Raw genomic sequence first — 17,119 nt, forward strand, 5'->3', positions numbered from 1 at the left:
AATCTCATGGGGCTGAAATAGTTTTTCAGCCTCAATTTTATAGTTTGCAATCCTTTCTGTTTGTTGACAAGTTTGTCAATGAGGTTTACAGATAAGTGGACTGTGAAAAAGCTTTTTGCCTGTCTATCTTCTCTTTAATAATAAAGAGAAACCTCGCTTTTTACCTCCATTTATGGTATAATTCCGTGAAGAGGTTTATGATGAAAAAATTTCGTTTATCGTTCATCCATTATGTGTTAATTGGTTTTATTTCATTTGCAATTTTAGCAATTTTTTTAAGAATCTTTGGCAAAGGCTATGTAACTCTTATTGCAATTTTTCTAGTCTTAGCTGCTTTGATTGCTTTATTTGAATACCAATTACAGATTTCAGAGTTAGATGAACTCGAACAAATACAGTATGTTAACCATCAGGCAGAAAGTGGATTAGCATCTCTACTTGATAAAATGCCTGTAGGTGTTATTAAGATTAATAAAGAAACTCAGGAAGTCGAGTGGTTTAATCCCTATGCAGAATTGATTTTTTCAACAGATGATGGTGATTTTAACGTTGAATTATTGAAAAAACTACTCAACACCTTGTTTGAAGATAAAGGCCATTATGTCACTGTAGCCGATAAGAAATATTCGGTTTACTTTGATCAGACATCAAGTGTTGTATACTTTTTTGATGTTTCAAGTGAGTATGAAGCAACTGTCGGATTAGTGACGACTCGGCCAGTGATTGGTATTATCTCTGTTGATAATTACGATGATCTAGAAGATGTCATTTCTGATTCGGATATTAGCAATATCAATAGTTTTATTGCCAATTTTGTGGAAGAGTTTACAGCTCACTACCATATGTTTTACAGACGTGTGGGGATGGATCGTTTCTATTTGTTTACGGATTACACGGTCTTGGAGCAATTGATGGAATCGAAATTTTCTGTTATTGATCAATTTCGTGAAGATGCCAAAAATCGTGAACTACCTATTACCTTAAGTATGGGATTCTCATATGGTGATGGAGAGCATGATGGTATTGGTAAAGTGGCTCTATTGAACCTGAACCTTGCGGAAGTTCGTGGTGGGGATCAAGCAGTTGTCAAGGAAAATAATGAACAGAAAAATCCTATTTTCTTTGGTGGGGGAACGGCCTCGGCTGTAAAACGCACTCGAACTAGGACACGCGCTATGATGACAGCCATTTCGGATAAGATCAAATCTGTTGACCAAGTCTTCATTGTTGGGCATAGAAATTTAGATATGGACGCATTGGGTGCCTCTGTGGGAATGCAATTTTTCTCTAGTAATATTTTGGCCTCATCCTATGTTGTTTATGACCCACATGCGATGGCCAGCGATATTTCACGAGCGATTGAGAAATTAGAAGATGAACAAGTTACGAAAATCCTTACCTTAGAGGAAGCCATGCAAATGGTAACGGATCGCTCCTTGTTGGTTATGGTTGACCATTCTAAGACAGCCTTGACTCTCTCTAAAGATTTTTATCAACAATTTCAACAGATTATTGTCATTGATCATCATCGTCGAGATGATGATTTCCCTGAAAATGTTCTGATCACCTATATTGAAAGTGGAGCAAGTAGTGCGAGCGAATTGGTAAGTGAACTTATTCAGTTCCAGAAGTCGAAGAAAAATCGATTGACGAAGATTCAAGCTAGTGTCTTAATGGCTGGAATCATGCTGGATACTAAGAACTTCTCCACACGTGTTACAAGTCGGACCTTTGATGTGGCTAGTTACCTTCGTTCCAGAGGTAGTGATAGTGTAGCTATTCAAGAGATCTCTGCTATCCAGTTTGATGAGTACCGTGAAGTAAACGAATTGATCTTAACAGGTGAAAAGATTTTGCCACATATCATAGTGGCTTGTGCCAACACGACTAAAGCCTATGATTCAGTAACCATTAGTAAGGCTGCTGATAGTATGCTAGCCATGTCTGAGGTAGAAGCAACCTTTGTCATTGCTTGTAATCAAAGTGGGACTGTCTCGATTTCTGCACGAAGTCGAAGCAAAGTCAATGTACAGCGTATCATGGAACAACTTGGCGGAGGAGGTCATTTCAATTCGGCAGCCTCTCAAATTGAGGGTCAAGATTTGATGAGTATTCGTCAACAACTGATTGAGACGATTGAAAACGAAGTAACTATTGAAAAGGAGAATGTAGAATGAAAGTTATTTTCTTAGCGGATGTAAAAGGTAAAGGTAAAAAAGGCGAAATTAAAGAAGTGCCTACTGGTTATGCACAAAACTTTTTGATCAAGAAAAATCTTGCGAAAGAAGCCAATGCCCAAGCAATCGGTGAACTTCGTGGAAAGCAAAAGTCAGAAGAAAAAGCGCATGCTGAGTTGTTAGCAGAAGCGCAAAAGATTAAAGCGAAATTGGAAGAAGAAGCAACTGTTGTTCAATTCACTGAAAAAATTGGGCCAGATGGCCGTACTTTCGGCTCTATTACTAATAAAAAGATTGCAGAAGAACTTGAGAAACAATTTGGCATTAAAATTGATAAACGTCATATCCAAGTTGCCTCCCCAATTCGTGCAACAGGTTTGATTGATGTCCCTGTAAAAATTTATCAAGATGTTACAAGTGTGATTAATATTCGTGTAAACGAAGGGTAAACACGATCGATAGAAAGGTTTTTTTATGGCTGAGATAGAGGAATTACGAACACAACCTCAAGATATCCAAGCTGAACAATCAGTGTTGGGAGCCATCTTTATTGATGAGGGAAAATTGGTCTTTGTTCGTGAATATATCGAACCTGGCGATTTCTTTAAATATTCGCACCGTTTGATTTTTAAAGCCATGATTGATCTAGCTGACCGTGGGGATGCGATTGATGCGACGACTGTTCGAAATATTTTAGATGGTCAAGGAGATCTCCAAAATATTGGTGGTCTCTCCTATTTGGTAGAAGTCATTAATTCGGTACCAACTTCAGCTAACGCGGAGTATTACGCGAAGATTGTAGCCGAAAAAGCTGTCCTACGTCGTTTGATCTCTCGATTAACGGAAAGTATTAATCAAGCTTATGATGGCGCAAGTCCTTCAGATGAAATCATTGCGGGTGCTGAAAAAGCTCTGATTGATGTTAGTGAAAACGCAAATCGTAGTGGATTTAAAAATATCCGAGACATCTTGAATAGTAACTTTGGTAGCTTGGAAGCCCGCTCGCTTCAAACCTCTGATATCACGGGTATTGCGACAGGCTATCGCGATTTGGACCATATGACGACGGGGCTACATGAGGAAGAGTTGATCATTTTAGCAGCTCGTCCTGCAGTAGGGAAAACAGCCTTTGCTCTAAATATTGCACAAAATATCGGAACCAAGTTGGATAAGACAGTGGCTATTTTCTCATTAGAAATGGGTGCTGAAAGTTTGGTCGACCGGATGTTAGCAGCTGAAGGCTTGATTGAATCCCATTCGATTCGTACAGGTCAATTGACGGATGAAGAGTGGCGAAAGTATGCCATTGCTCAAGGAAATTTGGCCAATGCGAGTATTTACATCGATGATACGCCAGGAATTCGGATCACTGAGATTCGTTCGAGAGCAAGAAAATTAGCGCAGGAAACAGGCAATCTCGGTCTTATTCTGATTGACTACCTGCAGCTGATTACAGGGACTGGAAGAGAAAACCGTCAACAGGAAGTTTCAGAAATTTCCCGTCAGTTAAAGATTTTGGCCAAGGAACTAAAAGTACCTGTTATTGCTTTGAGTCAGCTGTCACGTGGTGTGGAACAGCGCCAAGATAAACGTCCTGTTCTTTCTGATATTCGTGAATCTGGATCCATTGAGCAGGATGCGGATATTGTTGCCTTCTTGTATCGAGATGATTATTATGATCGGGCTGGTGAAGAGGAAGAAGATGGTATTCCCAATAATACGGTTGAAGTGATTATAGAGAAAAACCGTTCAGGTGCGCGTGGAACAGTAGAATTAATTTTCCAAAAGGAATACAATAAATTTTCAAGCATTTCAAAGAGAGAGGATCAATAAGATGAGTGATGCATTTACAGATGTTGCAAAAATGAAAAAAATTAAAGAAGAGATCAAGGCTCATGAAGGACAAGTGGTTGAAATGACACTTGAAAATGGACGGAAACGTCAAAAAAATAAATTCGGACGCTTGATTGAGGTCTATCCTTCTTTATTTATTATCGAGTATACGAACGACAATAGCTTACCAGGTGAACCGGCCAATACATACGTGGAGTCTTACACCTATTCAGATATTTTAACAGAGAAGAATTTAATTCGTTATTTGGATTAATTTCTTGCTTTTATCGTCTAAATCAGTTATTATAATAAATACATATGGGAGTCTGTGTACAGTCTGAGAGGAAGTGTAAGCTTCGACCGCACCTGATCTGGGTAATGCCAGCGTAGGAAACAAATGAAATTTATTTTTCGTTTTAAGTGACCTTGTGCAATCCGTCTCCTATTTTGGAGGCGTTTTTTATTTGTGAGAAAGGAGGTTACGATGTCTCTTGTAAATAGATATTCAAAGCAGTTAATAGGGATTGCAGGATTTACTGCTCTTCTTGTTTTATGGCAGTTGGCAGGAGTTTTAAACATCTTACCAAAATTTGTATTGCCGACGCCACTTGAAATTGGGACTGCCTTTGTGCGAGATCGAGTGCTTCTGATGCATCACAGTTTGTCTACCCTTCAAGTGGCCTTGATCGGACTTGTTATAGGGGTTCTTTTGGCTGCTGGCTTAGCAATTCTCATGGATAGTTTTCAATGGGTGAATGATTTGGTCTATCCCTTTATGGTTGTTATTCAAACCATTCCGACGATTGCCTTAGCCCCCATATTGGTCCTTTGGTTTGGGTATGGTATGCTTCCAAAGCTTGTCTTGATTATTATTACGGTAGTGTTTCCCATTGTAGTTAGTTTCTTAGATGGCTTTCGACATTGTGATCAAGACATCTTGAGATTGTTTCAGATTATGCAAGCCAACCGTTTTCAGACCTTAGTCCACTATAAAATTCCTGCAGCACTTCCTTATTTTTTTGCAGGTTTACGCGTAAGTGTCTCCTATGCCTTTATCAGTACGGTTGTTTCAGAATGGTTAGGAGGGTTTGATGGATTGGGAGTTTATATGATCCAATCGAAGAAGTTGTTTCAGTATGATACAATGTTTGCGATCATTGTATTAATTTCTGCTATTAGTTTACTCGGTATGTTTCTCGTTGACCAATTAGAAAAACGCATTTTGAAGTGGAAAAAGGGTTGACAAACTTGTAAATAGTGTAAAAATAAATTGACAATAATGTAAAAGAGGTATTTCTTATGAAGAAGCAGTTAGCTTTGGCTTTATCAATTATTTGTGGAGTTGTTTTTTTGGTTGCTTGTCAAAATTCTGTCAAAAAATCGTCAAGTAATGAAACGAAGATTGATTTTATTCTAGATTGGACCCCGAATACCAATCATACAGGTCTCTATGTAGCAAAGGAAAAAGGCTACTTTAAAGATGCAGGACTGGATGTAGATATAAAACTTCCCCCGGAAGACAGTAGTTCTGATTTGATTATCAATGGGAAAGCTCCATTTGGTATTTATTTCCAAGATTCTATGGCCAAGAAATTGGATAAAGGTGCGGGTATTACCGCTGTTGCAGCTATCGTCGAACACAATACGTCAGGGATTATTTCAAGAAAAGATGCAGCGATCACAAGTCCAAAAGATTTGGTTGGTAAGCGGTATGGCACCTGGAATGATCCAATTGAGTTGGAAATGATCAAATCGATGATGAAAAAAGAAGGGGCTGATTTTAATCAAGTAAAATTGGTTCCAAATAGTGATTCAAATTCCATTACTCCGATTGAAAATAAGCTCTTTGATGCTGCTTGGATTTATCATGGTTGGGATGGAATTTTGGCTGAGCAAAAGGGAATGAAGACGAATTTCTTCTATATGAAAGATTTTGTTCCTGCATTTGACTACTATTCGCCTGTTATTATTGCTAACAATGACTATTTGAAGTCTCATAAAGAGGAAGCAAAAAAATTCATTCAAGCGGTGAAAAAGGGCTACCAATATGCTATAGAGCATCCAGAAGAAGCTGCGGATATCTTGATCAAACAGGCCCCTGCCTTGGCAAATCAGCGTGATTTTGTCCTGGCTTCCCAAAAATATCTTTCTAGTCAATATGCTTCAGACAAGGACAAGTGGGGGCAGTTTGATCCTAAACGTTGGAATGCTTTTTATGCTTGGGCAAAAGAGCAAGGATTGGTTTCAAATGACTTAAGAGACAAAGGTTTCACAAATGAATTGGTAGGTGACTGATATTTTAACAGTAAAAGATGTAAGTTTCACATTTGGAGATAAAGCAGTTTTAAATAATGTATCACTAGAAGTGCAAAAAGGAGAAATCGTATCTATTTTAGGTCCCAGTGGGGTTGGCAAATCAACCTTGTTCAATTTAATTGCTGGGATCCTTCCCTTGCAAACGGGATCTATAGAAGTAGATGATGCCCCGATCTCTTTTGGGAAAGTCAGCTATATGTTACAAAAGGATCTTTTGTTAGAACATAAGACAGTATTGGGAAATATTATTCTTCCCCTTCAATTAAAAAAAATTCCTAAGGAAGAGGCGACATCTACAGCTCTAAAATTGTTAGAGGAATTTAAGCTAAGAAGTATCGCCAACCTTTATCCCAATGCGCTGAGTGGGGGGATGCGGCAACGGGTGGCGCTATTGAGAACCTATCTTCTGGGCCATTCTGTCTTTCTACTAGATGAAGCTTTTAGTGCTTTAGATGAATTGACAAGGCAGGATCTTTATCAATGGTATCTGGAAAGCAAGGAACGTCTTGGTCTCACCACTCTTTTGATCACTCATAGTATCGAAGAAGCTTTGACATTGAGTGACCGGGTCTATATCTTGAATCATAATCCTGGAGAAATTGTTGCAGATCTTCCTTTAAAATGGGATCCAGCAACGGATAGAGACTGGCAACAATTGCAATATAAAAAACGAATCATAGAATTATTGTCTGAATTTCATTGAAATTGTTTTGAAGTACTTTACAAAGTCTCTATTCCGTGATAAAATAGAATTTGTGCGAAATGACAGCAGGACAAAATGAAGCTCGTCAACAGGAAGTCAGCTAGAAAAGTAACCTTTGCTGTTTGGGCGAAGGCTTTCTGAACGAATCAGGTTTGTCTAAAACGTTATTTCCTACAAAAATTATTTTTATAGGAGGACATTTCACATGTCACGTTATACAGGACCATCTTGGAAACAATCTCGCCGTCTTGGCTTGTCACTTACAGGTACAGGTAAAGAATTGGCACGTCGTAACTACGTACCAGGACAACACGGACCAAATAACCGTTCAAAATTGTCAGAATACGGTTTGCAATTAGCTGAAAAACAAAAACTTCGTTTCTCTTACGGACTTGGTGAAAAACAATTCCGTAACTTGTTCGTACAAGCTACTAAAGTTAAAGAAGGAACTGTCGGTTTCAACTTTATGCTTCTTTTGGAACGTCGTTTGGACAACGTTGTTTACCGTCTTGGACTTGCGACTACTCGTCGTCAAGCTCGTCAATTCGTTAACCACGGTCACATCCTTGTTGATGGAAAACGCGTTGATATCCCTTCATACCGTGTAACTCCAGGTCAAGTGATCTCAGTTCGCGAAAAATCAGCTAAAGTTCCGGCTATCCTTGAAGCTGTTGAAGCTACAGTTGGACGCCCAGCATTCGTATCATTCGATGCTGACAAATTAGAAGGTTCATTGACTCGCTTGCCAGAACGCGATGAAATCAACCCAGAAATCAACGAAGCACTTGTCGTTGAATTCTATAACAAGATGCTTTAATTTTAAGATATACCTTACAGAAAGCCTACAACAGTGGGCTTTTTGTTTTGTCTTAAAGGGTTGAATTCTGGGTTTGCTCCCTTTTTGCTCACTTACAAGTTTTCTAAAGCTGTTTCATTGTTTCATTAAATGAGACAGTTTTTTGTTTTCTTAAAACCTAAACCTGCTAATAAAAAAACTCCTGATCTATCTAGATCAGGAGGCACAGTTATCGTAACATTTTCATTAAAAACTCAGTCATTTGTTGAGGGCTTTCTTTTTTTCCGCGAGAAACCCACATCTGACACACTCCGAAGAAGGCATTGGCCAGATAAACAGAACTGTAGACTCTTTCAATATCTGTTAATAATTTATGACTATAGCGCTCTTGCAAGCTATCAACCAGAAGAATCTGCAATTTATGTCGTAAGAAGGTTTGAATCTCCTTGGTTCCATTCTCTGTCAAAAGAACCGCAAAGAGGGGCTCCTTGGTTAGAAATTCAAACACCTCTGTAATCGCTTGGCGCTTGTCGTCTTGTTGTTTGTCAAAGATGTATTCAAGTTTGTGAAAGAGTGCTTGTTGGTAGCGCTCGATCATATCGTACTTGTCTCGATAGTGGGTATAAAAGCTAGAGCGACTAATGCCGGATTCTTGTGCTAACTCAACCGTTGTGATTTGGTCAAATGATTCCTTTTCGAGTAGTCGAACCATCGCTTCCTCAATATTTCGTTTTGTTTTTAATCGTTTATTGCTCTCAGTCATCTGTTAATCCTTTTTGCACAAATTTATACACAGTGTCTAAAAAATAAAATTCCTACTTGTGAAATTTTCTAGAAACTGTATAATCTATTATATCAGAAATTTAGACATTGTGTATAAAAAGGAGACAAAAAATATGATGAAAGAATGGAAGGCTATTCTTAAAAAGCCGACATTTATCATTGTCATGATTGGAGTTGCGTTAATTCCAGCTCTTTATAATATTATTTTTCTATCTTCCATGTGGGATCCATATGGTCGGGTTTCAGATCTTCCTGTAGCAGTTGTTAACAAGGATCAATCTGCTACATATAATGGACAAAAAATGGAAATAGGAAAAGACATGGTGTCCAATTTAAAGGACAATGACTCACTGGATTTTCATTTTGTAGATGAGAAAGCTGCGAAAGATGGTCTAAAAAATGGCGATTATTATATGATTGTAACCCTACCTGAGGATCTTTCAAAAAAAGCTAGCTCCATTTTAACCAATCATCCGGAACAGATGACCATTGATTACCAAACGTCCAGTGGTCATAGTTTTATCGCAGGAAAAATGAGCGACACTGCGATGACTAAAATGAAGCAGTCAGTGGCTGAAAAAGTGACTAATACTTATACAACAGCTTTATTTTCCAAAATGGGATCGCTTAAAACGGGTATGGGGACAGCGGCAGATGGAAGTGCTCAATTAGCAGATGGCGCAAGTAAATTGGAATATGGTAGTCAAACACTGTCTACTAATTTGAATACATTGGCTCGTTCAAGCTTAGCATTTTCAAATGGTGCAACCACCCTTCGTACAGGTCTAACGGCCTATACAGATGGTGTTGGTCAATTAGGAAATGGTCTTAATCAAATGGCTGGTCAACTTCCAAACTTGGTATCTGGAGTCAATCAATTAAATAATGGGTTTGGTACTTTTAATACAGGATTGATGGCTTACGCTACCGGAGTGGATCGATTAGGAAATGGTCTCAATCAAATGGCGAGTCAAACCCCTCAGTTGGCCTCAGGAGTTGGTCAGTTAACCAGTGGTATGGGGACACTTAATGACGGTCTTGGGAATTATACCAATGGCGTGCGTCAATTGAATTCGGGTCTATCTAACTTTTCAAATGGTTTAGTGACCTATACAAATGGAGTCGCTACTTTATCAGAGGGAGCTGGTCAATTAAGTAGTCAATCTGCTACCCTTCGAAATGGGATTTCACAATTAGAATCAGGTATTCAAACCTTATCAAGCCAGCTACAAGCTTCTACAAGTCAATCTGGACAGATTGAGCAATTGGCAACTGGTTTAAACCAATTAAATGCAGCGATTCAAAATGCTTCAGTAGATACCAGCCAACTTTCATCTGGCTTGACGAGTATTGCGAATTCAGCTCAAGCGATCCTTGCTTCAGCCCAAGCGGATCGTGCAAATGCCCTTGGAAGTGTGCAAGGGACAGCAGCTTATCAAGCAATGACAGCTGATCAACAAGCGGAAATCAGTGCAGCGATCTCATCGAGCCCAAGCTCGAGTGAAACAGCAGCTCAAGGGATCTTGACAACGATCCAAACGATCCAAGGTAGTTTCAATACAGGAAATAGCTTAACACAGTTGCAAACTGCAGCCAATCAAGTTTTACCAACAGCTTCTTCTACCTTGACAGACTTGTCAAGTGGCTTGTCTAAGATCCAATCCGCAGTTAGTGGACAATTGTTGCCAGCTAGCCAAACCATCAGTCAAGGGATCGGCGCTTATACAGCTGGTGTTGATAAAATCGCTAGTGGGGCAAGCCAACTTCAGACCAATAGTAGCACTTTAACAGATGGTGCTAGTCAGTTAGCAGCAGGTGTTGGCCAACTAGATAGTAAATCATCGGAATTGCTTGCAGGAAGCAATCAATTAGCTTCTGGACTAGGTGAGTTAAATGGTAAGATGCCTGCTTTGACATCAGGTATGAATCAACTGGCTTCAGGAGCAACACAATTAACAGGTAAGTCTAGTGAATTGGTTGTTGGAGCTGAAAAATTAGCTGATGGTGTAGGGCAATTGAACAGCAAAACTCCAGAGTTGGCAGGTGGTGTCAACAAACTTGTCACAGGTGTCAACCAGTTGACAGAGAAATCAGGACAATTGGTGACGGGGGCTGATAAACTAGCTGACGGAGCAAATCAAATCTCAGAAGGATCCAGCAAATTAGCAACGGGTGGCCAAACATTGACAAACGGTTTAGGTGAATTAGCAACAGGAAGCCAAACCTTGAGTCAAGGATTAAACGATGCTAAGGGACAATTGAATGTGGCTACAACTGAAAAAGAAAACGCAAAAACCTTAGCCAATCCTGTTACGACTTCTAAAACAGACCATGATAATGTTCCTGTGAATGGTGTCGGAATGGCTCCTTATATGATCTCGGTAGCACTCTTTGTTTGTGCCTTGTCAACCAATATGATCTTTGCAAAATTGCCATCCGGTCGTCATCCTGAAAGTCGTTGGGCATGGTTTAAATCTCGCTTTGAGGTCAATGGAACCATTGCGGTGGTTGCAGGAATCTTGGTCTATGGTGCTGTTCACTTGATTGGTTTATCTGCCAATCATGAGATGGCTACCCTCTTCCTTTGTGTGATCGGTAGTGTAGCCTTCATGTCTATCGTGACCGCTTTAACAACATGGCAAAGAAAGGTCGGTGCTTTCCTCTCTTTGATCCTCTTGCTTTTGCAATTGGCTTCTAGTGCAGGAACTTATCCTCTTGCTTTGACAAATGGCTTTTTCCAAGCCATTCATCCATTCTTGCCAATGAGCTATACCGTCTCTGGTCTTCGTCAAACGATTTCGATGACAGGAGAAATTGGAAATCAAGTCGTCTTTCTTCTGATGACTATTGCTCTTTTTGCAGGTCTCGGAATGTGGTTTTATAATCCAAAAAAATATGAAGAGGACTAATCTTCAGGAACTCCCAACAATGAATGTGTTGGGAGTCTTTTGTTTCATGTGAAACAAAAATTCTCGCTTGTTTAAGCGAGAATATTCATTATTTAAAGAAGACAACATCAGGATTTGGCGTAATATAGAGAAGTTGGTCGTTTTCAAAGACCAACTGGATAGTATTGTTTTTATAGGTGTAAATGGTGTAGTCTATTCCAAATTTAGAAGCTTGTTTCAGATCAACGGCTCCCATTAAAAAGGCATGGGCTTGTTCTTCTGTTATTTTTCCCTCATGGTAGAGCTTTTTAATATTTTCTAGTTCAATATTTTGAAAAGATTCGTTAATATAAGCAGGGTCTGTTACTTGTTTCTCAGGATTTCCAAGGATTTTTTTGACAAGTGCAGTGGTATACCCTTCATAGTCCGGTGTCTGGACAAAAATATTGTCGTCATTTCTAGAGTAGGCTACTTTTAAGTTCCCTGTTGCATAAATTTTATCATTAGGCGCTTCTTGGGCATTTCTAGGGAGCCCTTCGGTGGTGATGAGTTCACTAGTGGTATTTGTATTTGTTGAAGGAGAGCTAGATGAATGGCTTGAACTACTTGAATTATTTGAAGGATTCGAACTGCTAGATCGATTTGAGCTACTTTTTTTAGTGGTTTTCTTTTTTGAGCTGGTAGTAGTAGGCTCTTTTTTAAAATTGATCTTAAGGTCCGGCACACAGGCTGAGAGAAAAAGGAGAGACAGCGAGAGTGTGAAGAAAAGAGGTAGTGTCTGTTTTTTCATAATGTTCCTTTCGACAAGTGGATTGATTTTCCATTCTATCATAAAAAGAGTAATAAAAAAAGGTCAGGAAGAAATCCTGCCTTTATTTGTTATTATGGATGTCCGCCTTGAGGCCCGCCACCGCCTTGAGGTCCGCCACCGCCGGGAGCCCCACCGCCTCCAGGCATGGAATTGACAATTTCCGTTTGTTTTTCACCGTTGATATAGATATCCCCGCCTGTGTAGGTGGCTGTTCCATCAAAGTCAAAGCCGGATTGCCCCGTCAAATTGATGGTTCCTCCAGTCACAGTGACATTGCCGTTAGAGTCGATTGGATCGGTATCCCCTTGGCCAACTTCAACGTTGAGAGTTCCACCGTTCATGGTGAAGAAAATTTCATCTTGGTTAGCATTGGCATTGGCCGCATTGACACCGTCATCGGTTGAGTAGATGGTGATATCTCCTCCGTTGATGGTGATCGATTTTCCTTCGAGACCTTCGACTGACTCGCTTACCTTGTAGGTTCCGCTATCGATGACCAGATCACCAGAAGCATGGATGCCATCGTCCCCAGCTGAAATGGTCATGGTATTGTCAGACAGATACATGGTTCCAACAGAAGTGTCTTCATCGTTATCCACCTTGACGGCATCTTCATCTGCATCGATGGTCATGGTCGTACCGGTGATATTGAGTTCGTCATTGACGTTGAAGGCATCCCCTACAGCTGAGATCTTATAGGTTCCACCTGTGATGTGGAGGGTATCATTGGCCTTGATCCCGTTGTTCTTCTTGGCATCAATATTGAGCGTACCTGAACCATTGATGGTGAGATCTCCTTTAGAGAAAATGACCGCATCGGCATCTTCATCATTGTTTGAACTTGAATCAGACAAGGTATTGGTCGTGCCATCTGCTAGAGTCAGGTAGACATGCCCTGCTTTCGTAGCAGAGATTGGTGCGTTGGTGTTGGTCATGGTAACCCCTTTTAAGATGATATGAACATCATCTGAGTCACCTGCTTCGACCTTGATTTGAACCCCATTAGATTCACCAGAGATGACATAAGTTCCGGCCTTCGAGATGGTCACAGTGGATCCAGAAACAGCTACGCCGTCACCCGATACACTTGCAGAAGATCCAGACAGTTTGACAGTAGAGGCGGTACTTTCATCGTAAGAAGTGTCCTTGTCCTTATCTGTAAAATAGTTGGAATTGTTTGTTTTATTTTTTGAAGTAGAAGTTGCAGTTGTTTGAGCAGTATTGCTTGTTGTAGCTGATTGAGATGACGCTTGGGTACAAGCTGTCAGTAAGGTGAGGGTCGCGGCCCCCGTTAATAAGAATTTCCATTTGTTTGATTTCATGAGCTTTTCCTCTCGTTCCATTGATATGCTCCTAGTCTAAAGTTGCTAGCTGAAAGTTTCCTAAAGTTTTTCTGAAAGGAGCCTTAACTTTAGTTTTCTTTAAGTTTGGCTTAATGAAAGCTTAAGAAAAGGCCACTAAACTAAGGAACAAGTAAAGCGACTCGTGGCTTTGCAACAAATAACGATAAAGAAAATGACCAACTTTTTATAGAACAAAAGGAGAAAAACATGAAAAAAACGCTAGAGACAAGCTTCAAGCGGATTGAAACCAAATATGTAGTGAATAAAGAAGACTTGGATGATTTATTGAAAGATTTGAAGAAATATGTTGTTGAAGACGATTATCCAGTCTCCACGATTTCGAATGTCTATTTTGATACCGAAGATTTTGATGTGATTCAAGATGCCCTTGCTAAACAGAACCGTCGTGAAAAGATCCGGATGCGGACCTATGTAGAGCATCCAACAGTGGAGAGTCCGGCCTTTCTAGAAGTAAAATCAAAGGATGCAGAAGGTATTGGTCACAAGTTCCGCCTGGTCTCGAACCCCTCCTCTATTACCCGCCTCATGACGGATGGAATAGTGGATCAGACCATTCAAGATATGGACTTGGTTCAAGAAATCCAAGCTTTACGCCAGCGCTATGATAACCGACTACAGCCTCAGATGTACATCTATTATGATCGTTTGTCCTTAAAAGAAAAGAAGAGCATCCAAGGCTATCCTTACAATAAGATTCGGGTCACCCTGGATCAAAATCTAGTCTATCGTGATCAGCAGGTCAGTCTCCTTCGTGGGAAAGCTGGTGAGCCTTTGTTAGAAGAAAATACCATCATTATGGAAATCAAGGCCCCAGGTGAAGAAACTCAGTGGCTGAAGGACATTCTGGATAAGTACGGACTGGTCAAACAGAAATTTTCGAAATACAGTTGTGCCTACCATAAGTCACAAGGCTTAGACTATGCACCAACGCCAATTCAGGAAAGGACAGGTGCTGCCTATGTCTAATCTATTTGATTCTATTTTTAATAACGCTACGGCAACCGTAGATCCGGTGCGCCTGATGCTAGCCTTGCTGGTCAGCCTGGTGCTCGGGATGGCCCTGTCTTGGACCTACAAATACCGTACTCTCTATACGCGTGAATTTATCGTCAGTCTCACCTTGCTTCCCTGCATGATGACCCTGGTGATTTTCCTGGTGAACGGGAGTCTGGGGACCTCGATTGCAGTAGCGGGAACCTTTAGCTTGATTCGTTTCCGGTCTGCTACCAGCGGCTCGAGAGAATTGATCGCGATTTTCCTAGCCATGATTATTGGTTTAGCAGCGGGGTCGGGCTACCTCTTATTGGCAGTTTTGTTTACGGCCTTTCTGTTAGCTATCTGGCTCTTGCTAGAAACCAAGCAAAGTAAGACCGACCACCAACGGCGCCGTCACCTGACGATTGAGCTAGAAAATCAGGCTAGGATTGCAGATAAGATCAGCCGTTTGCTGGATCGCAATTGTACAGAAGTCGACTTGATTTCGGTTAATACAAGCCAAAATGGGGAAAAGATTACCTTGGATTATGAAGTGGATCTGAGACCAGAAGTTGACGATTTTGCAATGACGACCCTTCTAACAGAAGAAATTTATCATTGCGATGTATCCTTGACCAAGAAGGCCAAGAAAAGAAAGAATTTATAGACGAGAGTGGGACAGAAATCGGTAATTCGTTAGAATTCGATTTCGTCGTCCCACCTCCGCACAGTTGAGTAGGGCTGTAAAAGCTGATGAAATCAGCGTAGTAGAGCCCACTCAACCACTGCGTCTTGCTCGACAATCCAAAGACAACTGAGAGGCTAGGACTTTTGTCCCAGCCCCTTTTTAGGCTTTTAAGAACTTTTTAAGGAAAAGTGGTATACTGTTTCTAAAAAATTGAAGGGATCCTTTATGAAAAAGACTGCTATTTTTGAAGATGTCGTCTCTATTATGACTCACGATTCATCTACCATCAAAGATAGAAAAGGATGCGATCCAGAGCCTTTTCGAGAAAAAATTACAGATGATATGACGGATGATGCCTTTCTTTATCAAGTCAGGTCCTACCTAGCTAGTTTTGGAGTGATCGGCCATATTTCTTTTGGAAAGAAAAAGGCCCCTAACAAAGGTTTTTTATTGCGCTCGACAGACGACGGTCTCTTTGTAGAAGGGGCAAATGAAGATACGGGACTTCAAGTAGGAGATCAGGTCTTAGCTTTGGATGGAAGTGACTTGGAGCAGGTGGCGTCTCTTCATAAGGACTATTTTATCAGTAAGACCCCTGAAAGACACTACCGAGAATGGGCGGATTTGGTCTCTCAGTCCACAAGGGTCACCCTGCTTCGAAAAGGGGTAGAAAAGACCATTGAAGTAGCACCCAGTCGAGAACCAATCCAAGATCAGATTTTTTGGAAACGATTAGACGATGAGATTCTTTATCTTCGTCTGGATAATTTTATGGATGAAGGAGCCATTAGTCGGGTATATGAAAAGTGTTTACCCATGATGACGGAGGTCAAGTTTCTTCTCATTGATGTCCGACAGAACGGCGGAGGGACAGATTCTTTATATCTTCCTCTGTTACATCTAGGCTTAGAGAAGGATCAGGGTTATGATTCGCTTGACTGGGACGATGATGGCATGGAAATTCTCTACACGGAACGTAATGTTGATCTGCGCTTGAAAGACTTTGAGGACTGGATGCAACAGGAAGAAATTAGTCCTGAAACAGCTAAACTACTTGAAGCTATGAAAGAGGAGTTACTCCGCCATCGGGGAAAAGGCTATGTGCCATATCAGCAAGAAAGCGAGGAATTCTTCCCAGAGGTTAGAGGTGGCCAATATCCCGAACAGATCTTTATCTTATCAGATATTTATTGTCGATCATCTGGTGATAATTTTATCCAGATGATGAAGCAGTTTAAGAAGGTAACGGTGGTAGGTAGACCAACTCTAGGAATTTTAGACTATTCTAATTGTTGTAGCCTTGATTATGGCGATTATCAATTGATGTTTCCTACTTCTCGTTGTCTATGCGTAGATCAAGGGAAAGGAATGACGGATCAAGGTGTGGAGCCGGATATAGAGGTTCCATGGAGTCCCGAACATTTTGAAAGAGATGTAGATCTAGACAAGTGTTTGGAGTTGATTCGTCAGAGCAACATAAAATAAAAAGAATTCCCATCAGAAAATGTAAAGAAGAAAATTGCTTTGGTTAGAAGGCTTTAATGATTCGAAATGATAACGTTTTCTATGACATTCTCACTATGTTTAAAATTGCTTACTTGGTATAAAAAATGGTAAAATAGACATTGACAATCAAAATGAAGAGTGAAAAAGATGAAACATAAAACACTTTATAAATTTATAGGGCAAACAATCTTGTATTTTGCTATTTTCTTAGCCCTACTCTATTTCTTTAGTTACCTTGGTCAAGGTCAAGGTGGCTTTATCTACAATGAATTTTAAAGG

At 40.3% G+C, this 17,119-nt stretch carries 16 protein-coding genes and 1 riboswitch; of the genes, 13 read left to right on the top strand and 3 right to left on the bottom strand.

The window, feature by feature from the left end:
* Window positions 1-197 precede the first annotated feature (197 nt).
* The 8 genes from QM830_RS08870 (at window position 198) to rpsD (ending at window position 7,846) form a co-directional block, all read left to right on the top strand.
* Window positions 198-2,177: a DHH family phosphoesterase gene (locus QM830_RS08870; RefSeq protein ID WP_037613974.1), complete on the top strand. Its 1,980-nt coding sequence runs from the start codon at window positions 198-200 to the stop codon at window positions 2,175-2,177.
* On the top strand, window positions 2,174-2,626 hold the full coding sequence (gene rplI, locus QM830_RS08875) for a 50S ribosomal protein L9 (protein WP_009731907.1): 453 nt from the start codon (window positions 2,174-2,176) through the stop codon (window positions 2,624-2,626). Before QM830_RS08870 ends, rplI begins: the two co-directional genes overlap by 4 nt.
* A 25-nt stretch (window positions 2,627-2,651) precedes the next feature.
* Window positions 2,652-4,010 carry a replicative DNA helicase gene (gene dnaB / locus QM830_RS08880; protein ID WP_009731906.1) on the top strand — a complete coding sequence of 453 codons (1,359 nt, stop codon included), beginning with the start codon at window positions 2,652-2,654 and terminating at the stop codon, window positions 4,008-4,010.
* Between the two features lies 1 nt (window position 4,011).
* The gene (locus QM830_RS08885) at window positions 4,012-4,284 is read left to right on the top strand and encodes a Veg family protein (protein WP_003009183.1); all 273 of its coding nucleotides are present in this window, start codon (window positions 4,012-4,014) and stop codon (window positions 4,282-4,284) included.
* A gap of 34 nt (window positions 4,285-4,318) precedes the next feature.
* A riboswitch (TPP riboswitch) is annotated at window positions 4,319-4,420 on the top strand.
* Window positions 4,421-4,494: 74 nt separating this feature from the next.
* Window positions 4,495-5,253: an ABC transporter permease gene (locus QM830_RS08890; RefSeq protein ID WP_009731905.1), complete on the top strand. Its 759-nt coding sequence runs from the start codon at window positions 4,495-4,497 to the stop codon at window positions 5,251-5,253.
* A 56-nt stretch (window positions 5,254-5,309) separates the two neighbouring features.
* Window positions 5,310-6,305 carry an ABC transporter substrate-binding protein gene (locus QM830_RS08895; protein ID WP_009731904.1) on the top strand — a complete coding sequence of 332 codons (996 nt, stop codon included), beginning with the start codon at window positions 5,310-5,312 and terminating at the stop codon, window positions 6,303-6,305.
* Window positions 6,298-7,029, top strand: a complete 732-nt coding sequence (locus QM830_RS08900) for an ABC transporter ATP-binding protein (protein ID WP_009731903.1) — start codon at window positions 6,298-6,300, stop codon at window positions 7,027-7,029. Before QM830_RS08895 ends, QM830_RS08900 begins: the two co-directional genes overlap by 8 nt.
* A gap of 205 nt (window positions 7,030-7,234) precedes the next feature.
* Entirely contained in the window at window positions 7,235-7,846 is a 612-nt protein-coding gene (gene rpsD, locus QM830_RS08905) for a 30S ribosomal protein S4 (RefSeq protein WP_003002210.1), read from the top strand.
* Window positions 7,847-8,054: 208 nt separating this feature from the next.
* Here the strand turns inward: rpsD and QM830_RS08910 are convergent, their stop codons facing one another.
* Complete coding sequence (locus QM830_RS08910) at window positions 8,055-8,588, bottom strand: TetR/AcrR family transcriptional regulator (protein ID WP_414326555.1); 534 nt, start codon at window positions 8,586-8,588, stop codon at window positions 8,055-8,057.
* Window positions 8,589-8,721: 133 nt separating this feature from the next.
* Between QM830_RS08910 and QM830_RS08915 the strand changes: the two genes are divergently transcribed.
* The gene (locus QM830_RS08915; RefSeq protein WP_414326556.1) at window positions 8,722-11,517 is read left to right on the top strand and encodes a YhgE/Pip family protein; all 2,796 of its coding nucleotides are present in this window, start codon (window positions 8,722-8,724) and stop codon (window positions 11,515-11,517) included.
* 88 nt (window positions 11,518-11,605) lie between these two features.
* Here QM830_RS08915 and QM830_RS08920 read toward each other — a convergent pair whose 3' ends face one another.
* Window positions 11,606-12,286 (bottom strand): DUF4947 domain-containing protein, encoded by a 681-nt coding sequence (locus tag QM830_RS08920; RefSeq protein WP_414326557.1) that lies wholly within the window; start codon window positions 12,284-12,286, stop codon window positions 11,606-11,608.
* Window positions 12,287-12,378: 92 nt separating this feature from the next.
* A complete protein-coding gene (locus tag QM830_RS08925; RefSeq protein WP_414326677.1) occupies window positions 12,379-13,629 on the bottom strand; it encodes a carbohydrate-binding domain-containing protein in 1,251 nt (416 codons plus the stop codon).
* A gap of 228 nt (window positions 13,630-13,857) precedes the next feature.
* Between QM830_RS08925 and QM830_RS08930 the strand changes: the two genes are divergently transcribed.
* The 4 genes from QM830_RS08930 (at window position 13,858) to QM830_RS08945 (ending at window position 17,116) form a co-directional block, all read left to right on the top strand.
* The gene (locus QM830_RS08930; RefSeq protein WP_414326559.1) at window positions 13,858-14,637 is read left to right on the top strand and encodes a polyphosphate polymerase domain-containing protein; all 780 of its coding nucleotides are present in this window, start codon (window positions 13,858-13,860) and stop codon (window positions 14,635-14,637) included.
* Entirely contained in the window at window positions 14,630-15,313 is a 684-nt protein-coding gene (locus tag QM830_RS08935; RefSeq protein WP_414326560.1) for a DUF4956 domain-containing protein, read from the top strand. The genes QM830_RS08930 and QM830_RS08935 overlap by 8 nt, the downstream gene beginning before the upstream one ends.
* Window positions 15,314-15,559: 246 nt before the next feature.
* Window positions 15,560-16,819 (top strand): S41 family peptidase, encoded by a 1,260-nt coding sequence (locus QM830_RS08940; protein WP_414326562.1) that lies wholly within the window; start codon window positions 15,560-15,562, stop codon window positions 16,817-16,819.
* Window positions 16,820-16,987: 168 nt separating this feature from the next.
* Window positions 16,988-17,116 (top strand): teichoic acid D-Ala incorporation-associated protein DltX, encoded by a 129-nt coding sequence (locus QM830_RS08945; protein WP_006595368.1) that lies wholly within the window; start codon window positions 16,988-16,990, stop codon window positions 17,114-17,116.
* Window positions 17,117-17,119 lie beyond the last annotated feature (3 nt).

The sequence above is a fragment of the Streptococcus sp. OMI750 genome, from assembly GCF_047463895.1.
Lineage (GTDB): Bacteria > Bacillota > Bacilli > Lactobacillales > Streptococcaceae > Streptococcus.

What these genes read in the sequence shown, in the direction of transcription:
- QM830_RS08870 (WP_037613974.1), top strand. Translation starts at nt 198, where the DNA reads ATGATGAAAAAATTTCGTTTATCGTTCATCCATTATGTGTTAATTGGT.
- rplI (WP_009731907.1), top strand. Translation starts at nt 2,174, where the DNA reads ATGAAAGTTATTTTCTTAGCGGATGTAAAAGGTAAAGGTAAAAAAGGC.
- dnaB (WP_009731906.1), top strand. Translation starts at nt 2,652, where the DNA reads ATGGCTGAGATAGAGGAATTACGAACACAACCTCAAGATATCCAAGCT.
- QM830_RS08885 (WP_003009183.1), top strand. Translation starts at nt 4,012, where the DNA reads ATGAGTGATGCATTTACAGATGTTGCAAAAATGAAAAAAATTAAAGAA.
- QM830_RS08890 (WP_009731905.1), top strand. Translation starts at nt 4,495, where the DNA reads ATGTCTCTTGTAAATAGATATTCAAAGCAGTTAATAGGGATTGCAGGA.
- QM830_RS08895 (WP_009731904.1), top strand. Translation starts at nt 5,310, where the DNA reads ATGAAGAAGCAGTTAGCTTTGGCTTTATCAATTATTTGTGGAGTTGTT.
- rpsD (WP_003002210.1), top strand. Translation starts at nt 7,235, where the DNA reads ATGTCACGTTATACAGGACCATCTTGGAAACAATCTCGCCGTCTTGGC.
- QM830_RS08910 (WP_414326555.1), bottom strand. Translation starts at nt 8,588, where the DNA reads ATGACTGAGAGCAATAAACGATTAAAAACAAAACGAAATATTGAGGAA.
- QM830_RS08915 (WP_414326556.1), top strand. Translation starts at nt 8,722, where the DNA reads ATGATGAAAGAATGGAAGGCTATTCTTAAAAAGCCGACATTTATCATT.
- QM830_RS08920 (WP_414326557.1), bottom strand. Translation starts at nt 12,286, where the DNA reads ATGAAAAAACAGACACTACCTCTTTTCTTCACACTCTCGCTGTCTCTC.
- QM830_RS08925 (WP_414326677.1), bottom strand. Translation starts at nt 13,629, where the DNA reads ATGAAATCAAACAAATGGAAATTCTTATTAACGGGGGCCGCGACCCTC.
- QM830_RS08930 (WP_414326559.1), top strand. Translation starts at nt 13,858, where the DNA reads ATGAAAAAAACGCTAGAGACAAGCTTCAAGCGGATTGAAACCAAATAT.
- QM830_RS08935 (WP_414326560.1), top strand. Translation starts at nt 14,630, where the DNA reads ATGTCTAATCTATTTGATTCTATTTTTAATAACGCTACGGCAACCGTA.
- QM830_RS08940 (WP_414326562.1), top strand. Translation starts at nt 15,560, where the DNA reads ATGAAAAAGACTGCTATTTTTGAAGATGTCGTCTCTATTATGACTCAC.
- QM830_RS08945 (WP_006595368.1), top strand. Translation starts at nt 16,988, where the DNA reads ATGAAACATAAAACACTTTATAAATTTATAGGGCAAACAATCTTGTAT.